The organism is Vibrio profundi (genome assembly GCF_005281835.1).
Classification (GTDB): Bacteria; Pseudomonadota; Gammaproteobacteria; order Enterobacterales; family Vibrionaceae; genus Vibrio; species Vibrio profundi.
In genome coordinates, this window is record NZ_RZIS01000003.1 from 299,288 (window position 1) to 321,095 (window position 21,808).

19 protein-coding genes are annotated in these 21,808 nt (G+C 43.4%); 16 read left to right on the forward strand and 3 right to left on the reverse strand.

Going from position 1 to position 21,808, the window contains the following annotated elements:
• The first annotated feature begins 11 nt into the window (after nucleotides 1-11).
• The 5 genes from ELZ11_RS10155 (at nucleotide 12) to ELZ11_RS10175 (ending at nucleotide 4,018) form a co-directional block, all read left to right on the forward strand.
• Nucleotides 12-404, forward strand: coding sequence for a hypothetical protein (locus ELZ11_RS10155; protein WP_137357292.1), 393 nt, complete (start codon nucleotides 12-14; stop codon nucleotides 402-404).
• Nucleotides 405-670: 266 nt separating this feature from the next.
• On the forward strand, nucleotides 671-1,021 hold the full coding sequence (locus tag ELZ11_RS10160; RefSeq protein WP_137357293.1) for a lipoprotein: 351 nt from the start codon (nucleotides 671-673) through the stop codon (nucleotides 1,019-1,021).
• Between the two features lie 280 nt (nucleotides 1,022-1,301).
• Nucleotides 1,302-2,588, forward strand: a complete 1,287-nt coding sequence (locus tag ELZ11_RS10165; RefSeq protein ID WP_137357294.1) for a DEAD/DEAH box helicase — start codon at nucleotides 1,302-1,304, stop codon at nucleotides 2,586-2,588.
• Between the two features lie 74 nt (nucleotides 2,589-2,662).
• Nucleotides 2,663-3,283, forward strand: a complete 621-nt coding sequence (locus ELZ11_RS10170) for a LysE family translocator (RefSeq protein ID WP_137357295.1) — start codon at nucleotides 2,663-2,665, stop codon at nucleotides 3,281-3,283.
• A 201-nt stretch (nucleotides 3,284-3,484) separates the two neighbouring features.
• Nucleotides 3,485-4,018 (forward strand): hypothetical protein, encoded by a 534-nt coding sequence (locus ELZ11_RS10175; protein ID WP_137357296.1) that lies wholly within the window; start codon nucleotides 3,485-3,487, stop codon nucleotides 4,016-4,018.
• Between the two features lie 59 nt (nucleotides 4,019-4,077).
• On the opposite strand, the gene ELZ11_RS10180 is transcribed toward ELZ11_RS10175, so the two are convergent.
• The gene (locus ELZ11_RS10180; RefSeq protein WP_167494659.1) at nucleotides 4,078-6,543 is read right to left on the reverse strand and encodes an ATP-binding protein; all 2,466 of its coding nucleotides are present in this window, start codon (nucleotides 6,541-6,543) and stop codon (nucleotides 4,078-4,080) included.
• Nucleotides 6,544-7,231: 688 nt separating this feature from the next.
• Here ELZ11_RS10180 and ELZ11_RS10185 point away from each other — a divergent pair.
• Both ELZ11_RS10185 and glpK read left to right on the forward strand, forming a co-directional pair.
• The gene (locus ELZ11_RS10185) at nucleotides 7,232-8,086 is read left to right on the forward strand and encodes an MIP/aquaporin family protein (RefSeq protein ID WP_137357298.1); all 855 of its coding nucleotides are present in this window, start codon (nucleotides 7,232-7,234) and stop codon (nucleotides 8,084-8,086) included.
• Nucleotides 8,087-8,200: 114 nt separating this feature from the next.
• Nucleotides 8,201-9,718 carry a glycerol kinase GlpK gene (glpK, locus tag ELZ11_RS10190; RefSeq protein WP_137357299.1) on the forward strand — a complete coding sequence of 506 codons (1,518 nt, stop codon included), beginning with the start codon at nucleotides 8,201-8,203 and terminating at the stop codon, nucleotides 9,716-9,718.
• A gap of 159 nt (nucleotides 9,719-9,877) precedes the next feature.
• Here glpK and ELZ11_RS10195 read toward each other — a convergent pair whose 3' ends face one another.
• Nucleotides 9,878-10,132 (reverse strand): YgjV family protein, encoded by a 255-nt coding sequence (locus tag ELZ11_RS10195; RefSeq protein WP_137357300.1) that lies wholly within the window; start codon nucleotides 10,130-10,132, stop codon nucleotides 9,878-9,880.
• Between the two features lie 268 nt (nucleotides 10,133-10,400).
• On the opposite strand from ELZ11_RS10195, the gene ELZ11_RS10200 reads away from it, so the two are divergent.
• The 5 genes from ELZ11_RS10200 to vctC all read left to right on the forward strand — a co-directional run bounded on the left by ELZ11_RS10200 (nucleotide 10,401) and on the right by vctC (nucleotide 14,636).
• Nucleotides 10,401-10,961 (forward strand): DUF4136 domain-containing protein, encoded by a 561-nt coding sequence (locus ELZ11_RS10200; RefSeq protein ID WP_137357301.1) that lies wholly within the window; start codon nucleotides 10,401-10,403, stop codon nucleotides 10,959-10,961.
• Nucleotides 10,962-11,061: 100 nt separating this feature from the next.
• On the forward strand, nucleotides 11,062-11,970 hold the full coding sequence (locus ELZ11_RS10205) for a siderophore ABC transporter substrate-binding protein (protein WP_137357302.1): 909 nt from the start codon (nucleotides 11,062-11,064) through the stop codon (nucleotides 11,968-11,970).
• A 25-nt stretch (nucleotides 11,971-11,995) separates the two neighbouring features.
• A complete protein-coding gene (gene vctD / locus ELZ11_RS10210) occupies nucleotides 11,996-12,931 on the forward strand; it encodes an iron chelate uptake ABC transporter permease subunit VctD (protein WP_137357303.1) in 936 nt (311 codons plus the stop codon).
• Nucleotides 12,924-13,874 carry an iron chelate uptake ABC transporter family permease subunit gene (locus tag ELZ11_RS10215; protein WP_137357304.1) on the forward strand — a complete coding sequence of 317 codons (951 nt, stop codon included), beginning with the start codon at nucleotides 12,924-12,926 and terminating at the stop codon, nucleotides 13,872-13,874. The genes vctD and ELZ11_RS10215 overlap by 8 nt, the downstream gene beginning before the upstream one ends.
• Nucleotides 13,875-13,880: 6 nt before the next feature.
• Nucleotides 13,881-14,636, forward strand: coding sequence for an iron chelate ABC transporter ATP-binding protein VctC (vctC, locus tag ELZ11_RS10220; RefSeq protein ID WP_137357305.1), 756 nt, complete (start codon nucleotides 13,881-13,883; stop codon nucleotides 14,634-14,636).
• 129 nt (nucleotides 14,637-14,765) lie between these two features.
• On the opposite strand, the gene ELZ11_RS10225 is transcribed toward vctC, so the two are convergent.
• On the reverse strand, nucleotides 14,766-15,767 hold the full coding sequence (locus ELZ11_RS10225; RefSeq protein ID WP_244291641.1) for a helix-turn-helix domain-containing protein: 1,002 nt from the start codon (nucleotides 15,765-15,767) through the stop codon (nucleotides 14,766-14,768).
• A 136-nt stretch (nucleotides 15,768-15,903) separates the two neighbouring features.
• Here ELZ11_RS10225 and ELZ11_RS10230 point away from each other — a divergent pair, with 136 nt between their 5' ends.
• The 4 genes from ELZ11_RS10230 (at nucleotide 15,904) to ELZ11_RS10245 (ending at nucleotide 21,773) form a co-directional block, all read left to right on the forward strand.
• Nucleotides 15,904-17,907 carry a TonB-dependent siderophore receptor gene (locus ELZ11_RS10230; RefSeq protein ID WP_137357306.1) on the forward strand — a complete coding sequence of 668 codons (2,004 nt, stop codon included), beginning with the start codon at nucleotides 15,904-15,906 and terminating at the stop codon, nucleotides 17,905-17,907.
• 22 nt (nucleotides 17,908-17,929) lie between these two features.
• Nucleotides 17,930-18,223, forward strand: coding sequence for a DUF2218 domain-containing protein (locus ELZ11_RS10235; RefSeq protein ID WP_137357307.1), 294 nt, complete (start codon nucleotides 17,930-17,932; stop codon nucleotides 18,221-18,223).
• A gap of 189 nt (nucleotides 18,224-18,412) precedes the next feature.
• Nucleotides 18,413-20,413 (forward strand): HAMP domain-containing methyl-accepting chemotaxis protein, encoded by a 2,001-nt coding sequence (locus ELZ11_RS10240; RefSeq protein ID WP_137357308.1) that lies wholly within the window; start codon nucleotides 18,413-18,415, stop codon nucleotides 20,411-20,413.
• A 190-nt stretch (nucleotides 20,414-20,603) separates the two neighbouring features.
• The gene (locus tag ELZ11_RS10245) at nucleotides 20,604-21,773 is read left to right on the forward strand and encodes a D-alanyl-D-alanine carboxypeptidase family protein (RefSeq protein ID WP_137357309.1); all 1,170 of its coding nucleotides are present in this window, start codon (nucleotides 20,604-20,606) and stop codon (nucleotides 21,771-21,773) included.
• The last annotated feature ends 35 nt before the right edge of the window (nucleotides 21,774-21,808 follow it).

Below are 21,808 nucleotides of genomic sequence, written 5' to 3' on the forward strand. Positions count from 1 at the left end.
ATTCACTAAGCATGTTAAAACAATCACTATTAGCCTCAATAACAATAGTTTTTCTTTCGGGTTGCTCGTTGGGCATTAATCATATCGGTGAGCCAAAGCAATATAACCCGAAAGGAGTTATGGTTGATGAATATTCTATTGATGATTACGGCATAGGTGTTCACGTACGAGCTGAATATTCAGAGTTTCAAGTTTGGAGAAGTTCGGCTAGTGGGTTCAGGGGGTGCACAAACATTCTCAATACTATTGCTCAAAAGCATGCTATTGAAAAAGGACAACGTGTCACGCGCATAAATTGGCAAGATATGAAATTGAATGGCTACTTAGACCATGGGAGAGATATGCTCACGGGTGTAATGAATGTTAACTGTGAGTATTACTTTGATTACGTTGTTAAGAGCTAAATATCTATAGGTGCAATGCAGTTAAAACCAACACGAGTGTTGATTTGACGATAGAAATGAATGATGAAGGGGATTTGATAAAATCTTACTGAAAGCTCGAAACTCTATGTGGCTTTAGAAAATTTAAACGTATGATAATTATCTTTGGAATATTGTTCTGTAATTGATGTAGACTAACTTTTTCGGTGTTTTGTACTGTATAATGGCGGCATTATGATTCATGTGGTGCATGAATTTCCGCTAATTTAACTACAGATGTTAATACCATGAAAAAGATATTATTCACTGCCGTTGCTTCAATTCTTCTGTCTGCGTGTTCGACTCAGGTTCACGTACAATCGAACAAGACGATTAAGTTAGAAGAAAGCATTGATCGACCTTTAATCCTAGCGAAAGCGGGTGTTGGTTTATATCAAAAGATTGGCGTAACAGGTGAGTATGAGCTGTATGAACCGGTTGCTGCTGAACGTCGAAACTTCACGGGGAATAAGCATCAGTACATTGGTGTCATTGGTGCAGGTACTCCTGATTCGTTAGTTTGCTTACCAGATAGCATGAATTTCTTCCACTGCTCTAAGAAAAAAACATCTGTAGTCGTTGAAGAAGGCGAACAGTAAACAATTGCTGAAAGAACTCCGAATAGCCCACCAACCTTTGGTGGGCTTTTTATTGGCTGGTAACTTAGTTAATGCCTATTTAGTGGTCTATAAAAGTAGGTTCTCACAGCGGTATAGGCCTAGGTTTGGCGGGAGGCTAGCGAATTCGTCGTTTCCCGTTGAGTTATGTGAGAAAATTTGCGTTATATCACGATAAATGTGAGATAAATCACTCTAATTCATTTATAGTGCTCGGCTAAAGTAAAGAAATATAGGCTGTCTGCTTAAGGAACCCGTAACAATGTCATTCTCCTCTCAAGGTTTTGCCCCAGAACTTGTAAAAGCTCTTACTGAATGTGGCTATGAGAAACTCACGCCAATTCAACAAAAAGCGATCCCAATGGCTCGTAAAGGGCATGATATTTTTGCCACTGCTCAAACAGGCACTGGTAAAACGGCGGCGTTCTCTTTGCCTGTTATTCAGCACCTTCTTGATAGCAACAAATCAGCATCGCGCGGTACTGCTCGTGGCCTTATTCTTGCTCCAACACGTGAGCTCGCCGCTCAAATTGCACAAAACATCAAAGATTACGTGAAGTACACGTCTTTGAGCGTGGCGGCGGTGTATGGCGGTAACAAAATGTCTTCTCAAGTACGCCAACTTGATTTAGGTGTCGACATTCTTGTGGCAACTCCTGGTCGTCTAGAAGAGCATTTGGAAGCTGGTAACGTTTCTATTTCAAACTTGGAATTTTTAGTGTTTGATGAAGCAGACCGTATCTTGGATATGGGTTTCATTAATGCTGTGCGTAAAATCATGTTGGACGTTGAGACTTCTCCGCAAATCATGATGTTTTCTGCAACAACGTCAACTCAACTAAACCAGTTGTCGGTTGATATTCTACGCAAGCCTAAGCGAATTAGCGTAGAGCGTGAGAACAGCACGGCAGCGACGGTTGGTCACGTGGTTTATCCAGTTGATCAGGAGCGTAAAACTGAGCTTCTATCAGAGTTGATTGGCCGTAAAAACTGGAAACAAGTACTGGTTTTTGTGAACTACAAAGAAACCGCAAACGAAATCGTTAAAGAATTGAAACTCGATGGCATTAAAGCAGTATTGTGTCACGGTGATAAAGCACAAAGTGCTCGCCGCCGTGCGCTAGACGATTTTAAAGAAGGTAAAGCGCGAGTAATGGTCGCAACGGATGTTGCAGCGCGTGGCTTGGATATCGAAGACTTGCCTCATGTAATCAACTACGATATGCCTTTCTTGGCAGAAGATTATGTTCACCGTATTGGTCGTACTGGCCGTGCAGGTAAACAAGGTCATGCGGTTTCGTTTGTAAACCGTGAAGAAGAGCTTACCGTGGTTCAAGTTGAGACGTTAATCCAGCAACGTATTCGTCGTATCGAACAGCCGGGTTATGAGCCTAAGAAGCGTGATGCTTACATTGAAAAGCTGAACACTAAGTCAGCGTATAAGAATCGTCAGGGCCGTAAAAATAACCCTAATGAGGAAAAGCCGGATCAAGCATCTGCTGAGCGTCGCCTAGCAATGATGAACCGCATTAAGAATCGTCGTAAATAATTAGCGGCTAACATACTATTTTGTAATAAAGAGCCACTTTATGTGGCTCTTTTCTTATCTCACAAGAGGCCGATATGGACAGCGCACTTCTCTGGGCTTTTATTCCAACATTTTTCTTTGTCTCGATCACTCCGGGAATGTGCATGACACTAGCACTGAGCCTAGGAATGAGCATTGGCTACAAGCGCACATTGTGGATGATGGCAGGTGAACTTGTCGGTGTGGCTGTGGTGTCGGTTGCGGCGGTGCTTGGCTTAGCGTCTGTAATGCTCAATTACCCATGGTTATTTACTGCGTTTAAATTCGTCGGTGCCGCGTATCTGGGCTACCTAGGTATCCAGATGTGGTGTTCGAAAGGCAAGCTTGCCATTAGTGCTGAAACACAGCAGGTACAAGCGGGTAAAGATTGGGATCTAGTGGTACAAGGCTTTGTTACTGCTATTGCTAACCCTAAAGGTTGGGCATTTATGATCTCGCTTTTGCCGCCGTTTATTAATAGCAATGCCGCATTGGCGCCTCAGCTGCTTATTCTGGTTTCTATTATTCTTGTGTCTGAGTTTGTGTGTATGACGCTTTACGCGACGGGCGGGAAAGGGCTTAAGCGAATGCTAGGGCAAGCAGATAATGTAAAAGTGATGAACCGTATCGCAGGTACTCTAATGATTGGCGTGGGTATTTGGCTATTCGTTAGTTAGTCAGTCAAATAAGCTCAATGTAATCTAACCGCTGCTTTTTCTTATCAATTTGGAAAAGCGGCGTACTTTCGTATTCGTACACTCTCACCAGTGTCATTCCAGTTCTCCTATCTAAAGCATCTTAGCTATAACCATTCGATACTTTGGCATTAATGTTCTCAAGCGCATATTGAACATGCGATTTACTAGAGGAGGACATTTATGGGTACATCAGTTTTTCTTAGCTATCCTAACGCGTACAAACAAAACCAAATTGAATTCATAGAAACATTGTCTGAATACCTAATGGACAGAGGTTACACACCGCGAACATTAGGCGTGACGGATTACGATATGGACGCTCCGCTTAAGTCGATTCGGCGGTTGATGTCTGAATCTAATGGCTTGATTACAGTGGCGTTTCGGCGCTATTACATTGAACGCGGAAAAGGAAAGCCTGGGTCTGAGTCTGAATTCAATATTGATAAGCAATGGTTTACGAGCCCCTATAGCCATATAGAACCCGCGATGGCGTTTCAAATTGGGCTACCTGTTCTCATACTCAGGGAAAGGAACGTTATCGCAGATGGGATCTTAGACAAAGGCGTACTTGGGACTTATATGCCAGAATTCAATCTAGATGACCCTTCCTACCAATATCTGAATTCAAAGGAGTTTAATCAGCTGATTAGAAAGTGGGAATCACAAGTGGAAAGAGTGGTGGAAAATCGGGGGAATCCACCAACTTTATATTAAGTGTGAGAGGGAGTTGGAACACAAATCTTAGCCGATGTACCTTTGGCATTGTGTAAGCGTCAATCGGGGCGTAGGTACTTATTCATCATTTGGCTAAAACTTTCGCGGTGGATCGGCTTAGATAAATACTCATCCATACCAGCTTCAGCACATTGTTTAATGTCTTGATCAAGCACGCTAGCAGTGAGAGCAACAATCGTGGTTCGGGGCAAATCGGTACTTGTTTCTAAAGCGCGAATCTCCATCGTCGCAGTAAAGCCGTCCATAATAGGCATCATGCAGTCCATTAGAATCAGCTCAAAACGCTCACCTGCCTTGATTTTGTTCACTGCCTCTAACCCATTGTTCGCAATATCATAATTGAAACCTAGTCTTTCAAGAGTCATGGTTGCAACTTTGAGGTTTACTGAATTATCTTCCACCACCAAAACTTGCGCTTTATAACCACTAGATGGGGAGGCTGTTGGTGATTGCGAACTTTGGTTAATTGGCACTTCAACACTGGTTAACGCATTTTCAAGAGTAGAGGTAAATCGCTGGCCGAGAATTGGTAGTTTGATGATGCCTTTGACAGAATTCGGAATATCATCGAAATGACTGAACATATCGTGTAGCACCACAATTGGTAGGCTAGGGTAACGAGATTCAACTGTGGTTAGGTCTTGTCGAGTCTGGTCATCGTTTTGATGATGATAAATGAGGATATCCGCTTTGTTGATGGTTTGAACGTCGGTTATTGCTTCGCGGTTATAAAGCCCATAAACGGTCATTTCATCAAGCAGCAGGTTACGTACATCAATGTTATTGGTTATTAATGAGATATTGGACTTACTCAAAATAGGACTTGGCGTGAAGGATTTTGCGCATACCGAAGTGGGCAATACGAAGTAAAAGTGGCTGCCTTCTCCTTTGGTCGATGTGACTTTAAGTTCGCTGTTCATTAGGCACACGAGCTTACTGCTAATGCTTAGGCCAAGCCCTGTACCACCAAATTGGCGTGTGATGTGTTCGTGCTCTTGAGTGAAAGGCGAAAAGATGTGAGCTTGCTTACTCTCATCTATTCCTATGCCGGTATCTATGACTGAAAACTTAATGAACGTTTGATTATCTTGATTGTTGGAATCGGCAGGTTCGGCGGAATCGACAACTTCAACTTTCAATTTAATGTCACCTTCAGAAGTAAACTTAATCGCATTCGCGGTGAGGTTCAGCAATATTTGGCTTAATCTGTGCTCATCCAAACTGACGCTAGCAGGAACGTTTGCGGCGACGTCAGTATTTATCTCTAACCCTTTCGCTTCGGCTTTCGCCAAACATATTGCGATAGTGTCGGTCACGACTTGTCGAATGTTGGTTTGGTGAGGGGTTATTTCAATATGTCCCGCTTCAATCTTAGATAAGTCCAGCACATCATTGATCAATAGAAGTAAGGTTTTAGACGAGGTTTCGATGGTCGCTAAGTATTCCCTCTGGTGAGGGTTGAGCGAAGTGTCTGCAAGGATGTCAGACATACCAATAATCCCGTTTAACGGAGTTCTTATCTCATGAGACATATTAGCAAGGAAGGTGCTTTTTGCTTTGTTAGCTGACAAGGCCTGTGAGCGCGAATGTTTAAGGTTTCGTTCTAATTTGATAATTGAAAAAGACAAGTAAGCCAATATTGAAACCAGCGCTAGGCTGAATACCGTTAGAGCAATACTAAGTTGACGCTCAATCTCGTCTAGGTGTTTTTGTATCAGTTTGGGTACTTCGTGGTGAAGCAATGAGAGTTCCTTTTCCACCACATGAATGACTTTTCTCAGCTCTCCATGGACACCCAAATTATGGTTGTAGCCAAGGCGCTGGTAGTTGCTTTGCAGTTGGTAAAAACTGTCACGGTATTGTTGTATTCGGTTTTGGAACTCGGAACCTTCTAAGTTCACGTAATCTGTTAACTGAGTAAGTTCGCTGTCGACGTAGCTCAATTCAGCCTGCGAAAACGAACGCAAAAAACGCGATATTGAATGTTGGCTGTTGAGCAGTAACGCGATCAGCTGTTTGTCTTGGGTGAGTGAGACGTTTTTGATCAATTCAAATCTAGCGCGATTGAACTTTTCAAGCTGTCCTCGTTTATCGGTACCGTTGATCAAAATAACGAGTTGAGTTAACTCATTGAAAGTTGATGAGTAACCGTCTATGGCAAGTTGGATTTTTTCTGGTGAATAGATGATCGGTAGACCAGATTCCTTCATATGGGTGTTGATTAGCTTTGTACTCGACGCTAATGCGCCAATTCTTTCTTCTACTAAATCAATGTATTTGGGATCGACCCTAGAGATGAAATCTTTTTCGGCTCTACGAACATAAAGCATATGTTGAGATGACGACTGGACTTCGTTGTAGAGGCTGATGAGCTTGGCTTCTTGAGTCTTGAAGTTGTTATTGATGACAACATATGTGATGAGTAAAAGCACAATCGCACCGCAAGCTAATGCTAATTGAAATTGAATAGAGCGTTTGAGCTTAGCTCTAGAAGCCTGCTTCATTGAGTTCCCCACGTTCATACTTTAACTATTCAAATTGTAGTTGAACAAAATTCAATCGGGACATTTAGACGACAAATAGAGAAGGCACGCTCAGGTTTTGGGTGAATTTTGCGGTACAGCTATCGAGTAGGGCATTTTTTATAACCACTTAGAGGTAGGTGGCAGGGAGTGTTTAGTCACAATATGTTCACTTTTGTTAAAGATCATGGTTGAAATGTTCGTTTGAGCGTAAGTGTTCGGTTTTGTTGCTAGTCGAAGATTTTAAAAATGTATAGTGACTCGAATAATTGAGTGGGTAAATGTCACGTTTGACTGGTGTTTTCGGCTGAAATTGGCTCGTAAATAGCCTGGATTAAGGTGTGTTTTTATGATGCTTTGTGAGCTCGTAGGCTATATATTTAAAGGGTTTGTAATTCTGGTCTGATGAGTTTGTTTGGTATTTGAACGATTTGAAAATATGTGAGAAGTCAGTCGATATCGCTAAACAGTGCGTGATTTAACAATTTATATTCACATCTGTTACAAAAGTGTGTTCGAACGCTCATTTTTGTTTCGTGTGGGTTTTCGTTGTTAACGGAATATGCAGAATGGTCACCGTGCACTGAGGTGTACGTTTATCAAAAGAACTTCTGAATCCCCCAATTCTTGAAGTCATTTGGATATTACAATAACGATCAAGGACCCTACGATGACAAATAAGAAACAACACACTCTTCTGGGCGAGTGTATAGCTGAGTTTATAGGAACAGGACTGCTTATATTTTTCGGTGTTGGCTGTGTAGCTGCGTTGGTATTGGCAGGTGCTCAATTCGGGCAATGGGAAATCAGTATTGTATGGGGCCTAGGTGTTACCATCGCGATTTACTGTACTGCTGGTGTGTCTGGCGCTCATATTAACCCGGCGGTTACTATCGCGTTAGCGGCATTCCATGGCTTCGATAAAGCGAAAGTATTGCCATACATTGTGGCTCAACTTGCAGGTGCGTTTTGTTCGGCAGCGTTAGTTTACAGTTTATACAGCAACCTTTTTGTCGACTACGAAATTGCACATAACTTTGCTCGCAGCAGCGAAGAGGCGTTAGCAACCGCTGGTATTTTCTCTACTTACCCACATGCTTCACTTTCTTTCTTTGGCGCTTTTGCTGTGGAATTCGTAATTACGGCAGTATTGATGTTTGCCATTCTTGCGTTAGGTGATGAAAACAACGGTGCATCTCGTGGTGCTATGAACCCACTTCTTATCGGTATTCTGATTGCAGTCATCGGTGGCTCTTTAGGTCCTCTAACTGGCTTTGCAATGAACCCAGCGCGTGACTTCGGCCCTAAACTGTTCGCTTACTTTGCAGGTTGGGAACACGCTTTAACAGGTGCACGAGACATCCCTTACTTCATCGTACCTGTGTTAGCTCCAATCGCTGGTGCATGTTTTGGTGGCTGGTTATATCCAAAAGCGATTGCTGCTTACCTACCAGTAGAAGGCCAAGGCTGCACAATCCCAAATCAATGTGAAGAAGAACAAGAAGTTAAGCAAGCAAACGCTTAAGCCTCTATTTCAATTTAACAAACGTTTTTAAGTAGAAGTAACGCCTCGATAAGTCGTCACTGAGGCGTTAGTAATCGACTAAAATTATAATGACAGAAACAAAAGGACACCACTATGACTGAGCAGAAGTACATCGTTGCCTTAGACCAAGGAACAACTAGCTCTCGTGCCGTAATTCTTGACCACGATGCAAACATCGTCAGTGTGTCACAACGTGAATTTACTCAAATCTATCCGCAAGCAGGTTGGGTAGAACATGATCCACTAGAGATTTACGCGACTCAATCTTCAACGCTGGTTGAAGTATTAGCGAAGTCAGGCATCCGTAGTGATGAAATCGCAGGTATCGGTATTACCAACCAACGTGAAACAACGGTAGTTTGGAACAAAGAAACAGGTAAACCGGTTTACAACGCAATTGTATGGCAGTGTCGCCGTACGGCTTCAATTTGTGAAGAGCTAAAAGAGCGCGGTCTAGAAGAGTACATTCGTGAAAACACAGGTTTAGTGCTAGACCCATACTTCTCAGGTACGAAAGTTAAATGGATTCTAGATAACGTTGAAGGCGCTCGTGAAGACGCTGAAGCTGGCAAACTTCTATTTGGTACCATTGATACTTGGTTAGTATGGAAGATGACTCAAGGTCGTGTTCACGTTACTGATTTCACTAACGCATCTCGTACTATGATGTTCAACATCAACGACATGTGCTGGGATGAGAAGATGCTGAAAGAACTTGGCATTCCTTCATCAATGCTTCCTGAAGTGAAACGCTCTTCAGAAGTTTACGGCCAGACAAACATTGGTGGTAAAGGCGGTACACGTATTCCAATCGCTGGTATTGCAGGCGACCAACAAGCAGCGCTTTACGGTCAAATGTGTGTAGAAGCTGGCCAAGCGAAAAACACTTACGGTACTGGTTGCTTCTTGTTAATGAATACTGGCCAAGAAAAAGTAACGTCTAAGAATGGCTTGCTGACGACCATCGCTTGTGGTCCAAATGGCGAACCTGCGTATGCACTTGAAGGCGCAGTATTCATGGGTGGTGCTTCTATCCAATGGCTACGTGACGAAATGAAACTACTAGCGGATGCAAAAGACTCTGAGTACTTTGCAACTAAAGTTGACTCTTCAAACGGCGTTTATGTAGTACCAGCATTTACTGGTTTAGGTGCACCATACTGGGATGCTTATGCTCGCGGTACGATTGTAGGCCTAACTCGTGGTGTTAACTCTAACCATATCATTCGTGCGACATTGGAAGGTATTGCTTACCAAACTCGTGACGTACTCGATGCGATGCAAGCGGATTCTGGAATCAAGCTATCTGCACTTCGCGTTGATGGCGGTGCAGTTGCGAATAACTTCTTGATGCAGTTCCAAGCGGATGTACTTGATACGCAAGTTCGTCGTCCTAAAGTAACGGAAGTAACGGCACTTGGTGCAGCTTACCTTGCAGGTTTAGCAGTTGGTTTCTGGGATGGTGTTGATGAACTAGCAGACAAAGCTGAGCTAGATCGTAGCTTTGAACCACATCACGATGAAGCGAAACGTAACCGTCGTTACAAAGGTTGGAAACGTGCTGTTCGCTGTGCTCAAACATGGGCTGAAATGCACGACGACGAAGACTAAGAATCATTCCCCTGATCAAATTCAGGGGCGTGAATGTACTTTCGATGAGTAGGTGTCGAAAGTACATGCTCAAACTCTTAGTTTCCTAGGGCTTGTTCCTTAGGTACTAAAAAGCCCAAACATTGCTGTTTGGGCTTTTTATATTGAATGGGGTAAGCGTTAAGCTTTAGCAGCCTTTAAAGATTCTGCTTTCTTCTCTTGCTGCATTTTCGCAAGGAAGTAGATGTTTACACATGCAATGAAACCATTTGTTGCCACTACTGGCCATGCATCAATCATGACACCGTATGCGGTGAACAAACCACAACCGATAAAGTTAAGTACGCGTAGACGAACGATATCCTTCATTGTCAGTGAGATAGCGACCATGATAGACGCTGCGTAACCTAAAATTTCAACCATATTGAATTCCATTGTTTGATCCTCTTAATTTGCCGATTGTCGGTCGGTACCAATTCTTCTCTCCATGAGATTAGTGAGGAAGCTCCATGCCTCGAATGGTCTGGTTATATTTAACTGTGGTGAACTATAACAAGCGTGAATTTGTGATGAAAGCCCCAAATTTGGCATAAGTGAAGGTTAGCGATTACGCAAACGTTTAATAGTGTTTCCTAACGATAAATTACTGTTTATGTTGAGTGATAGGCTTAATCGAAACAGAATTGACCAAGGATCGTTGCATATGAAACGGATGATACTCGCTGGAGTAATTACACTACTGACAGCATGCACAACACAGGTGCCTGTAATACAACATGATTATGGGATCGTGACCAGCGGTGATTTCAACTTTATGAAAAGTAATGTACGAACCTATTCATGGCACCCTAACTCAGAACGCAGCTATTTATCGGATGAAGTAGACAGCCCCGAAGTCACAGAGATGGTACGAAATGCCATCACTCACGAAATGGCACAACGTGGTTACCAGCTGCAACCTTCCAGCAAGGTAGGGGATGTGATCGTCGGGTTTGGTCTGGCATCAGAGTCAGTCTTACAAGATAAGACGATTTTCGAATACACCAACTTATCGACTGGTGTCCCTTTCTATGATGAAAATGGCAAACCAGCAGAGAAAGGTTCACTTTATTTGGTTTTCTATACTCCTAATGTCACACATCCTCAATGGCAAACATTAGCTCAGAGCGGGATAGAGCAAGGCTTAAGCGTTGAAAAAAGACAAGAGCGAGTAACGCATTACATCTCAATGATTCTTAGAGATGTTCCGGCACTAAAACCTTAGTAACCTTGTTGCTATTAAAATTGTTTATAGTTATATTTCGAAATCTTAATGATAATGAGTATCGAAATCATTATTTGTCGTAATATTTTTAGGAATCGCTATGAACCGCTTATATTCTTCAGCTTTAGTTTGTTTATTTTCTTCAACTGCAATGGCTGCTCCCGTCACAGTGGAGCACTCCTTGGGCACAACAACGCTGGAAAAAAGCCCTGAACGAGTGGTAGTGATTGGGGTTGGAGCACTGGATGCGCTTGATGCATTTGGGGTTAAACCTGTCGCGGTAGCTAAGGCCGGTACATTGCCAGGCTACTTAGCCAAATATTACTCAGATGACTATGCTGCCGCAGGTAGCTTGTTTGAACCAAACTTCGAAAATATATATATGCAGAAGCCTGATCTCATCATCATTGGCGGTCGAGCTGCAGACAAATACAAAGAGCTTTCTGATATTGCGCCAACGGTCTTATTTGCTGCGGATGCCAACAAAGGTTACTGGGCAAGCACTCAAGAGCAGTGGCGGATGCTGGCTGAGATTTTTGATAACTCAGAGAAAGTCGAACAGACGATTGATAAGCTTGATGCTCAATTCCAGCAGATCAAAGCGTATAACCAGAAGAATAACATCGACGCATTAACGGTTATGAGCTCGGGCAGCAATATTACGACATTCGGTGCCGAGTCGCGTTTTTCTTCAATTTATAAAGATTTCGGATTCGAAGAAACGATTAAAGGCATTAAACCAACACGTCACGGCGATCTTATTTCTTACGAATTTATCCGTGAAGCGAATCCTTCCACGCTGCTTGTCGTTGACCGTAATAAGCTGGTCAACAAGGGCGAGAGTAATACCGCGCAAAACTTTGAAAATGACTTGGTAAAAGCAACGGATGCTTACCAAAACGGTTCAATGACCTTCCTAGATGTTAATGCCTGGTATTTATCGATTGCTGGTGTGACCGCAACGGAGCAAATGGTCACCGACGTTAAACAGTCAATCGGCCTAAAATAAGCACTATTACAAGCAGAGGTTAACTTTGAAAAGGTTATTGCTTGTTCTATTGCTACTGAGTTTTACCTCACTGTTTGTTGGGGTTAGCGATGTTTCACTGGCGGCGATCGTCGCCGGTGATACTCAAGCGATAGAACTACTCTTCACTAGCCGATTCCCACGGCTACTTTCCATTCTTTTAGCGGGCGCTGGGTTAAGTATTGCTGGTTTGATCATGCAGCAAATTAGCCAAAACCGTTTTGCAGCCCCTTCAACTTCAGGAACCATCGAATGTGCGATGTTGGGCTATGTACTTAGCCTAGTGATTTTTGGTCATGGTGAAAACTTATGGCTCATTTTCGGTGTATCTATGCTTGGCACGTTGGTGTTCGTTCAATTCATTAGCCGTATTCAATTTAAAAACGCAGTTTTTGTGCCCTTAATCGGGATAGTTTTCGGTAATGTCGTTGACTCGATGGCCAATTTTATCGCGTTTAAATACGATGCGGTTCAGAACTTATCCGGATGGACTGTCGCGAACTTCGCCAATATTTTAAGTGGTGACTTCGAGTTACTGTTTATCGCTGTACCTGTTTCCATTCTCAGTTATCTGTACGCAACGCGAATCTCGGCAGTGGGTATGGGTAAAGATTTTGCAACTAACCTTGGCCTGAACTATCAGCAAGTGTTGATTATTGGCGTGGTGCTAGTGTCGGTAATGGCCGCAAGCGTTGTAATGATCGTTGGCGAATTACCTTTCTTAGGCCTGATAGTCCCAAACATTGTCAGTCGCTATTTTGGTGACAACTTACGTAAAAATATCCCAATCACCGCGATCGCAGGCGCCCTTATCGTCTTGGTATGCGATTTAATGGGTCGAACAATTATTTTCCCTTACGAAGTTCCGATTTCAATGATCATCAGTATGTTAGGCGGTGCGGTGTTTATTTACTTTGTGTTGCGAGGTGAGAAACGTGCGTGACTCTAGTCGTTTAATCATCTTGCTGGTGGTGTTGGTCGTCTTCTCGGGGCTATTTATTGGCATTGGCTTAAATGCAGATAACTATGAGTATTTTCTCTCAAGACGAGTACCAAAAGTTCTCGCCATGATCCTGGCCGCGGTCGCGATTGCCCAATCTTCAATGGTGTTTCAAACCATCACCCACAACCGGATTTTAACGCCAAGTATTATGGGCTTTGACTCATTGTATATTTTGACGCAAGTACTGATGGTTGTGATTTTTGGCAGCTTAAGTGCTTTTATTCTAAACCCGTTTTTGAACTTTATGTTTTCTACTGCGTTAATGCTGGTGTTTTCATTGGTTTTGTTCGGTTTCTATTTTCAAAAGAAGAAAGCCAACCTACTAGTGTTGCTGTTACTTGGGGTTATTTTTGGCCAGTTGTTCGCTAACATCGCGAGCTTTTTCATTATGTTGATGGACCCAAATGACTTTGCGACGGCGCTGGGGAATATGTTTGCAAGCTTTAACAATGTCAATGTGGATTTGGTGTATTGGTGCACGCCAGTGTTACTCGGGGTCAGTGCTTTGCTATTTCGATTGCACAGAACGCTCGACGTGTTTTGGTTAGATAATGACAACGCATTAAGTTTGGGAGTGGATGTAAAAAGTGTCACTCGCCAGTGTTTGGTGCTTTCTGCTGTTTTGATTGCGATCTCTACAGCGCTTGTCGGCCCAATCATGTTTTTTGGTCTACTTGTGACAAACTTGACCCGTGAATGGTTTAAATCTTATCAGCATAAGGTACTTCTGACCGGCTGTTCATTGTTATCAGCGGCGACTTTGCTTTCTGGGCAGTGGCTTGTTGAAAACGTTTTCCAATTTGAAACAACACTGAGCGTCGTAATTAACTTTGTCGGTGGTGTGTATTTCCTTTCAATGCTAGTGCGCAATAAAGTGGTGTAGAAAAACATGATTAAGTTAGAAAAGTTAACCAAGCACTTTGGCAAAAATGCGGTTGTAGAACAAGCGAGTGCCGAATTCGAAAAAGGGAAGGTCACTTCGATTATTGGCCCGAACGGGGCGGGGAAAAGTACCTTGCTTTCCATGGCAAGTCGCTTGATGGATAAAGACAGCGGTAGAGTATTGATTGAAAGTCGTGAACTGGTCGATTGGGATACCAAAGCGCTTGCTAAGAAGCTCGCGGTTTTGCGCCAAGCCAATACCATTTCGATGCGCTTTACTGTCAGAGAAATGGTGTCTTTTGGCCGTTTTCCTTATTCAAAAGGAAAGCTCACTGCAGGTGATAACCAAATTATCGATCAGGCGATCGAATATCTAGATTTGAAAACCATAGAAAATAAATACTTAGATGAGCTAAGTGGTGGCCAAAGGCAACTCGCTTTTATCGCCATGGTCATTGCGCAAGACACGGATTATGTATTTCTAGATGAGCCTTTGAATAACTTGGACATTAAGCATTCGCTACAGATCATGAAAAACATTCAGCGTTTGGCCCATGAAATGAACAAAGCCGTGGTGGTAGTGATCCACGATATCAACTTTGCTTCGTGCTACTCAGATATCATTATTGCGTTAAAGAAAGGCAAGGTAGTCGCGAGTGGTACGGTTGATGAGGTGATTGATGCAGATGTGTTAAGCGCAATCTACGAAACCCCGTTTAATGTGATGGAAGTAGAAGGCAAGCGCATGTGTACTTATCACTAGCGGATGCGTGAACTCGGTGAGCTGAACAATTCCAGTATATTCTTCAGTCGCTCCTAGGCTTATTCTTTCGCAAAGGTGTGGAGTACTGTGGATCGGCATAATTTGCAGGTTTGTCTACCCCCTTAGCTTTTATGGCTTCGTTTGCTGTTCAAGGAAGTGGGTGGGTGAAACTCCAAACGCTTTCTTGAACGCGTTTGAAAAGTTCGAAGGGTGGTAATAGCCTGCATCATACGCCGCTTCGGTAATGCTCATGGAGCCTCGCTCCAAATGCTGCTTTGCGATTTCTAAGCGTCTTTGACGTATATAACCTGCTACCGTCAGCCCTAACTCTTGCTTAAATCTGCGCTGTAAGTTGGAAATGCTCATCACCATGTTTGAAGCCAACATTTCTAAACTAATGTCTTGGTCTAAGTTCGATTCAATGTAGTGGATCGCTTGATTAATTTTCTCATCTTTATCCAGATTCACGGGCGCATTTTGTTGGGCGCTGGCTTGGACAAATTGACTCTGGCTTAGTTGCTGACAAACTTCAAAAATCAATTGATGGCTCAGCACCTCGGTATGAATGGATTGCAGCCAGTTAGGGTCATTTTTACCGTGAATGAGTTGCTGAGCTAACTGCACGATAGTGTCGTTGATGTGCAGACTTTGGTAAGTATCGGGGCAGTTTAGAAAGGGTATATTTGGGTTATCCCCTTGATTAAGTGAGGTAAGCCAGCTTGGTGACAGCATGATATTGAGTTTGGTGACTTGGTTCCCAGAGACAATTTTCCGTCTGAAGTTAGTGGGCTTGTCCAAATTGACGATCACGCCCTGTGCTTTCTCCGCGGCGTCTAACTTAAAGTTTAACTGGTTATAGCCAAACTCTAACTGCCCGTCGAGTAAGATAGTGATGATCACTGACGCGGGGGCTATTGAAACAACCTCGGAGTCGGTTAGCTCAAAGCTTTGCCCTCCGTGAAGTGAATAATGCTCGCCGCAGCGGTACGAGACAAACTTTCCTTCCACCAGTGGAGACTCCACTTTTCTATGTTGGCTAACAATGAGCTGCTTCTCTGAATCTTCTATTTTCTTAGTTAGCGCGACTTTTTGTAATGACTTTCGGTTAGCCTTAACTTGTTGCATAGCCATTTTATTGTTCCTCATGCCGACTTACGTTTTCTCATAACAATTGTGCGTTTTCGCATAAGTCATTCAGCTATCTATTAATGAAATTGAAACTTACCATGTTTGCGAATTATTATCATTTGTATTTAGGAAAAGTTTCATGGAAACGGTGAATATCAATCCCAAAAGAAAAACATTGTTGTGCTTTGCAATCGGTATGGCGCTTAGCAGTACGGCTGTTGCTCAAGAAGAGCAAACGAATTTTGAAGAAGTGGTCGTATGGGGAACAAAAGTATCAAGTAGCTCTGAGTCCGTGTATGCCGATGACATGTCATTGAAGCAGGCGGATCATATGTCGGACTTACTGCGTGATATCCCGGGTGTCGATGTTGGGGGAACACACTCCGTCAACCAGCGCATTAACATTCGTGGTATGGGCGAAACCGATCTAGATATTCGCCTAGACGGCGCGTCGCAACACGCAAACATGTTCCACCATATTGGAAACCTAACACTCAATCCTGACATCATTAAATCGGCCGATATTCAAGTGGGTAACAACTCGGTGACTCAGTCTGGTCTAGGTGGCGCAGTCTATTTTGAAACGAAGGATGCCAAAGACTTGTTACGCTATGACGAAACGTTCGGTGTTCGTGTTTTTGGTGGCGTGGCTTCAAATGATAGCGAGCAAGGTTCTATCACGCTTTACGGTAAATTGAGTGATAAAGTTGACGCCCTAATCTACGGTCACGGTGTGAGCCGAGATAACTTTGAAGATGGTGACGGTGTAGAAACACATGGTGCAGCGGGTGATGTGTATAACGTACTCGCGAAGGTTGGGTTTGAGCCGTCTGAACTGCATCGCTTCCAATTAAGCGCAGATATGTATCGAGATAGCGGAGATTATAATCCTCGACCTGATATGTCAGGTTCTGCCAATAACTCGCTGACGGGTGAAGATCTAGTCCCGACAGATTACGACCGCGATACATTGACCGCGACTTACGAGCTTCGTGGCAAGCAGCACACAGGTAAGGTGAATGTATACTCCAGCACCACTGAAATTGTTCGTGATGAGTCAGTAATCAATGGCTGGCGCCCGACACGTTTATCTGAGAACACAGCAGAAAACCAAAATGTTGGCGTAACGACAAAATTCCAATCTCAGTTCTCTTTGTCTGGTTTTGACAACACCGCGGTATACGGCGCTGACTATATTGATCGCACTACAAGCAGTTACTACGGTAGCGATAAGTTCATGGAAGAGTCGACGACCTCGATCGCAGTGTTTGTAGAAGACACGCTATATCTAACAGACGATTTATTCTTAACCGCAGGCTTGCGCTACGATGACTTCCAGCGTGACGCAACAACAAGCGATAAGAGCTTTAACGAAGTAACGTGGGCTTTGGCGGCAGATTGGCAGTTCGCACAAGACTGGGCTGTGTTTGCAAGTACGCGTTCTTTGTTTAAAGGACCTGAGCTACTAGAGACTTATATCCGCTATCAAGATGTCGCATACATGGATGAGGATATTAAAGCGGAAACAGGGCAAAACAGCCAAGCGGGTATTCGCTTTGATAAGCAAATTGATAATCATTATTTGGGTGCAACTTTTACAGCGTTCAAAACGAGCATTGATGATTACATCGCTGAAGCGTATCAAGGTGCGACGGCTTCTTACCGAATCTACAACTTGGGTGATGTGGAAATTCAAGGTTTTGAGTTAAGTGCGACATACGGCTATGAGATGTTCCAATCGAAAGTTTCTTACTCACGTTCTGATAATGAAGATAAAACCAATGGTGGGCCAATTATCGCGGATAACGGCAATAGCAGTGACATCGGTGATAGCATCGCCCTGACTTTTGATTATCAAGCCGACTCTATTGATACACTGTTTGGTTGGACTTCGATTGTGGTCTTAGAAGAAGACAACGTAGCCGATCTTTCTGAACCAAAAGAAGCTTACGATGTTCACAACCTTTACGCGCAATGGTTGCCGTCTGATGTGGAAAACCTAAGTGTTACGTTTGGCATTGATAACGTATTCGACGAGCTATATGTGTCTCACGCTTCGCGTAACGGCATGGCCAGAACGGCGGTAGCGGATGATTACGAACCTGGACGTAACTATAAGCTGTCACTGGCGTATCAGTTCTAAGCCGGAATCGAGAGAAGATTAGATGAACCAAATATTTCAATCTCGAGTGGAAATTCAGACAGAACATGCCAGTAAATATTTAACGGTAATGTGCCGTCATTTTGCGAGAAAAGTACCAGCGAAGTGGGATGAGTCCGAAGGAAGAGTCGATTTTCCCATCGGTGTCACTGAATTCGAAGCTGACAATGACGCTCAAAAGTTAACAATTCATTGCCGAACCGAAAGCGAAGAGTTGCTAACTAGGCTTAAATCTATCATTGAAGGGCATGTGGATTTGTTCTCACGGCGAGAAACCATAACGCTTGATTGGCAATAGTAAACTATAACTAAGGGTGACAGAGCGTCACCCTTTATCATTTGAGGTTGTCCATATTAACTGATGGATATACGAGCAGGGTCGTTACATTATTATTGAAAGAGATAATAGTCACAGCATATTTGCGAAATAGTTAACAATTAATTAACTCGTGATATATTGGCTCAAATTTTTTAAAGGAGCTTAAGGATGAAGCTTTCGATATCCAGTAAGTTGCAGCTAGGTTTTCTGTTACTTGTCGTACTATTTATCGCATCTGCTAGTTTTACTTATCGTAGCGTGAGCACTGTTGAGGAACACACTCACTCTTTGTTAACCACAGATTTACCTACTGTAGATACCAGTCGCGCTATTGGTCAGTCGGTACAAGCCAGCCTGTCTACTGTTCGCGCCTATATGTTGCTTGGCAACGATGAAGTTCTAGGGCAACAACAACTGGCCCATTTGGCGAGCATTTCAGAACAAACCACAAATACTATTCCTACTCTAGAGCAACATTTATCCGTTGATAGGTATGAGCAAATTCAAGCGCAATGGCAAGCGTTTAACCAGTCTCTTACAGAGCTCAGCGAACTGGCGCATAGCGATGAAAACCTTCCAGCTCATAACCTGTTCATTAATGAAGCTGCACCTATTGCTGAGGTAGCGCTTGATCAACTCCAAGGTTTGATTAACGACGAAGCCTCAAATAAAGATGGTGGCGAGCGTAAACGTTTATTCAGACTTTATGCCGACAGTTACACTTCTTTGGCCAATGCGCTGGCATCAATGCGCGATTTCTTGATCTATGGTCATGATGATTATCTAGAGAAGTATGGTGATTTCATTAAATCCCATGAAAAATCGGTAGCAGAAATCGACACTAAAGTAGAGTTGATGTCACGAAGTGATCAAGGCTTGTGGGACCTTTTCAAAGAAATGCAGCAGTTGTATTTCCCACTTGCAGACCAAGTCGTAGCGTTAAGAAAATCTCCAGATTGGAACAAAGCCAATGCATTCATGTCGAGTGTCGTGATCCCTAATGCAACGACACTGGAACAAAGCTTAGAAACCATCGTTACTGATCAACAAGCGTTAGCGGATCAGAGTGGGCAGGGCATTCAGAAGAATGTTCAGCAAGTCAGCACACTGTTGATTGCTGCGGCAATTGTGGTGTCTTTGATCGCCATTCTGATCGCTAGATACTTAGGCCGCAGTATTGGTTCGCGAGTCGCAAGAGTGGCGAAGCGAGCAGAACTTATTGCGCAAGGTGATGTTTCTCAGCCTGAGCTCAAAGTAGAAGGGCAAGATGAACTGACTACGCTGACGGTATCAATTAACCAAATGAACGCTGCACTTCGAGATATTGTTGATGGTGTAACGAGTAAGGCAAGCCAAGTTGATTCGAGCATGTCTGAGTTACTGCAATGTAACCGTGATACCTTGGATCAAGTCGAAAACCAAAAACTCAATATTGATCGAATGAGCCAAGAGATCGGAGAGGTTTCGCAATCGGCAAACAATACGGCGGTACTGGCTCAAGAATCGGTACAGTCATTAAGTGATTCTCAGCAAGAGCTATCTGAAGGCGCTTCAGCGCTAGATAGTAACCGAAACGTTGCCATCAAATTGGATGAGACTATCGACAAAGCAAATCGTTTAGTGAATGAGTTGAGCAAAGAAAGTGAAGCGATTGGCCGTGTAACGGAAGTAATTGAAGGGCTGGCGGAACAAACGAACTTGTTAGCACTAAATGCAGCGATTGAAGCGGCACGTGCGGGTGAGTACGGCAGAGGCTTTGCTGTGGTGGCGGATGAAGTTCGGATGTTGGCCACGCGTACTACGGAATCGACCACTGAAATCAATACTATTGTTAATGCAATTCAAAGTTCGACTTCTTCTGTTGTGAAAGAGATTGAGTTGAGCCAAGGTTTAGCGAAAGAAGGATCTTCGCACACCGAGCAAGCGGTGGCGAAATTGAATTCCACAACGGAACTTATTGCGAATCTGAATGAACAGATGCTGAATCTTGCATCAGCGGCAGATCAACAATCGAATGCGACGCAGGCTATTACCGAGCTGGTGGATGGTGTAACAAGCTCTGTCGAAGGGGTATCACTGATCAGCCAAAACTCTGACCAAACCACGCATCAGGTTAGGGATCGAGTGACGGAACTGAATCAAGAGATGGACAAATTTAAACTCTCTTAATCGGTTTAATATTACGGAGCTTAGTTATACTTTTCTTGTATGACTAAGCTCTGTTTTCTTGAGCTATTTCGCATAGTTACAGCGCAATGTGTAACTAATTTTAGATAAACGTAAATGTTAGTAAACTTCTCATCCTTTAGATAGAACCTTATATATACTGAGAAAAATGATTTTTCAGGATATCTCTCAAATGAAGTTTTCGTTCAAGTCTCCACTTGTAATTCTTAGTTCCTTATCATTCGCCGTTTCTGCTTTTGCCGCTCCTACTATCGTACCGGATCCGCCTTCACTCGGAGCGAAAGGTTACGTATTAATGGACTTCCATTCTGGTGAAGTTCTTGTCGAGAAGAATTCGAACACCCCTCTTAATCCAGCAAGCTTAACCAAGCTCATGACCGCCTATGTCGCAGGGCAAGAAATGTTGCGTGGGAATATATCCGCAGATGATCAAGTGACGATCAGTCGTAATGCGTGGGCGAAAAACTTCCCTGATTCGTCAAAGATGTTTATCGAGGTCAACACGGACGTCCAAATGATGGACTTGTACCGTGGTTTAATTGTTCAGTCTGGTAACGACGCTAGTGTTGCAATTGCAGAACACGTAGCAGGCTCGGAAGGCGCATTTGTAGGGCTGATGAACTCATGGGCAGCGACGCTTAACTTGACGAATACACAATTTGCCAATGCACACGGTTTAGACTCTGAGAATCTTTATTCAACGCCTTATGATATCGCGCTACTTGGCCAAGCCATTATTCGCGACCTACCAGATATTTATAGCCTGTATAGCGAGACATCATACACTTACAACGGCATCACCCAATATAACCGCAATGGCTTGCTTAGAGATCGCAGCCTGAATGTTGATGGTATGAAAACCGGTTTTACTTCTGGAGCGGGCTACAGCCTTGCTAGCTCTGCTACTCAAGGTGACATGCGTTTAATCGCTGTTGTTATGGGATCATCCAGCGCCAAGAGCAGAGAATCGGAAAGTAAGCAGCTGTTAAGTTATGGATTTCGTTTTTTCGACACGGTTAACCCACACAAACAAGGCGATGAAGTCACAGCCGAACGAGTCTGGTTTGGTGAACAGGACTCCATCAAGCTTGGTGTCGGAGAAGATACTTACGTGACATTGCCACGCAGCGATCGTAATAAACTCAGCGCATCAGTGGAGCTAAGTAGCGATCTAAAAGCACCGATTGAAAAAGGAGCTGTGCTTGGGCAAGTTCACTATACGGTGGATGGGGAAGACATTAAGTCACAGCCACTGATCGCGCTAGAATCGGTCGAACAAGGCAGCATGTTTAAGCGTTTATTGGATACGATTAAACTATTTTTCTCTGGGCTATTTTCATAATTAAAGTTCTGAGTTAAATATAAAAAGGCGAAGTC

Bases quoted from the DNA above. Each gene is read 5' to 3' on its own strand.
- ELZ11_RS10175 (WP_137357296.1), top strand. From the start codon at position 3,485: ATGGGTACATCAGTTTTTCTTAGCTATCCTAACGCGTACAAACAAAAC.
- ELZ11_RS10225 (WP_244291641.1), bottom strand. From the start codon at position 15,767: ATGGCTATGCAACAAGTTAAGGCTAACCGAAAGTCATTACAAAAAGTC.
- ELZ11_RS10170 (WP_137357295.1), top strand. From the start codon at position 2,663: ATGGACAGCGCACTTCTCTGGGCTTTTATTCCAACATTTTTCTTTGTC.
- ELZ11_RS10235 (WP_137357307.1), top strand. From the start codon at position 17,930: ATGAACCAAATATTTCAATCTCGAGTGGAAATTCAGACAGAACATGCC.
- ELZ11_RS10165 (WP_137357294.1), top strand. From the start codon at position 1,302: ATGTCATTCTCCTCTCAAGGTTTTGCCCCAGAACTTGTAAAAGCTCTT.
- ELZ11_RS10230 (WP_137357306.1), top strand. From the start codon at position 15,904: ATGGAAACGGTGAATATCAATCCCAAAAGAAAAACATTGTTGTGCTTT.
- glpK (WP_137357299.1), top strand. From the start codon at position 8,201: ATGACTGAGCAGAAGTACATCGTTGCCTTAGACCAAGGAACAACTAGC.
- ELZ11_RS10160 (WP_137357293.1), top strand. From the start codon at position 671: ATGAAAAAGATATTATTCACTGCCGTTGCTTCAATTCTTCTGTCTGCG.
- ELZ11_RS10205 (WP_137357302.1), top strand. From the start codon at position 11,062: ATGAACCGCTTATATTCTTCAGCTTTAGTTTGTTTATTTTCTTCAACT.
- ELZ11_RS10180 (WP_167494659.1), bottom strand. From the start codon at position 6,543: ATGAAGCAGGCTTCTAGAGCTAAGCTCAAACGCTCTATTCAATTTCAA.
- ELZ11_RS10185 (WP_137357298.1), top strand. From the start codon at position 7,232: ATGACAAATAAGAAACAACACACTCTTCTGGGCGAGTGTATAGCTGAG.
- vctC (WP_137357305.1), top strand. From the start codon at position 13,881: ATGATTAAGTTAGAAAAGTTAACCAAGCACTTTGGCAAAAATGCGGTT.
- ELZ11_RS10195 (WP_137357300.1), bottom strand. From the start codon at position 10,132: ATGGAATTCAATATGGTTGAAATTTTAGGTTACGCAGCGTCTATCATG.
- ELZ11_RS10245 (WP_137357309.1), top strand. From the start codon at position 20,604: ATGAAGTTTTCGTTCAAGTCTCCACTTGTAATTCTTAGTTCCTTATCA.
- ELZ11_RS10200 (WP_137357301.1), top strand. From the start codon at position 10,401: ATGAAACGGATGATACTCGCTGGAGTAATTACACTACTGACAGCATGC.
- ELZ11_RS10240 (WP_137357308.1), top strand. From the start codon at position 18,413: ATGAAGCTTTCGATATCCAGTAAGTTGCAGCTAGGTTTTCTGTTACTT.
- ELZ11_RS10155 (WP_137357292.1), top strand. From the start codon at position 12: ATGTTAAAACAATCACTATTAGCCTCAATAACAATAGTTTTTCTTTCG.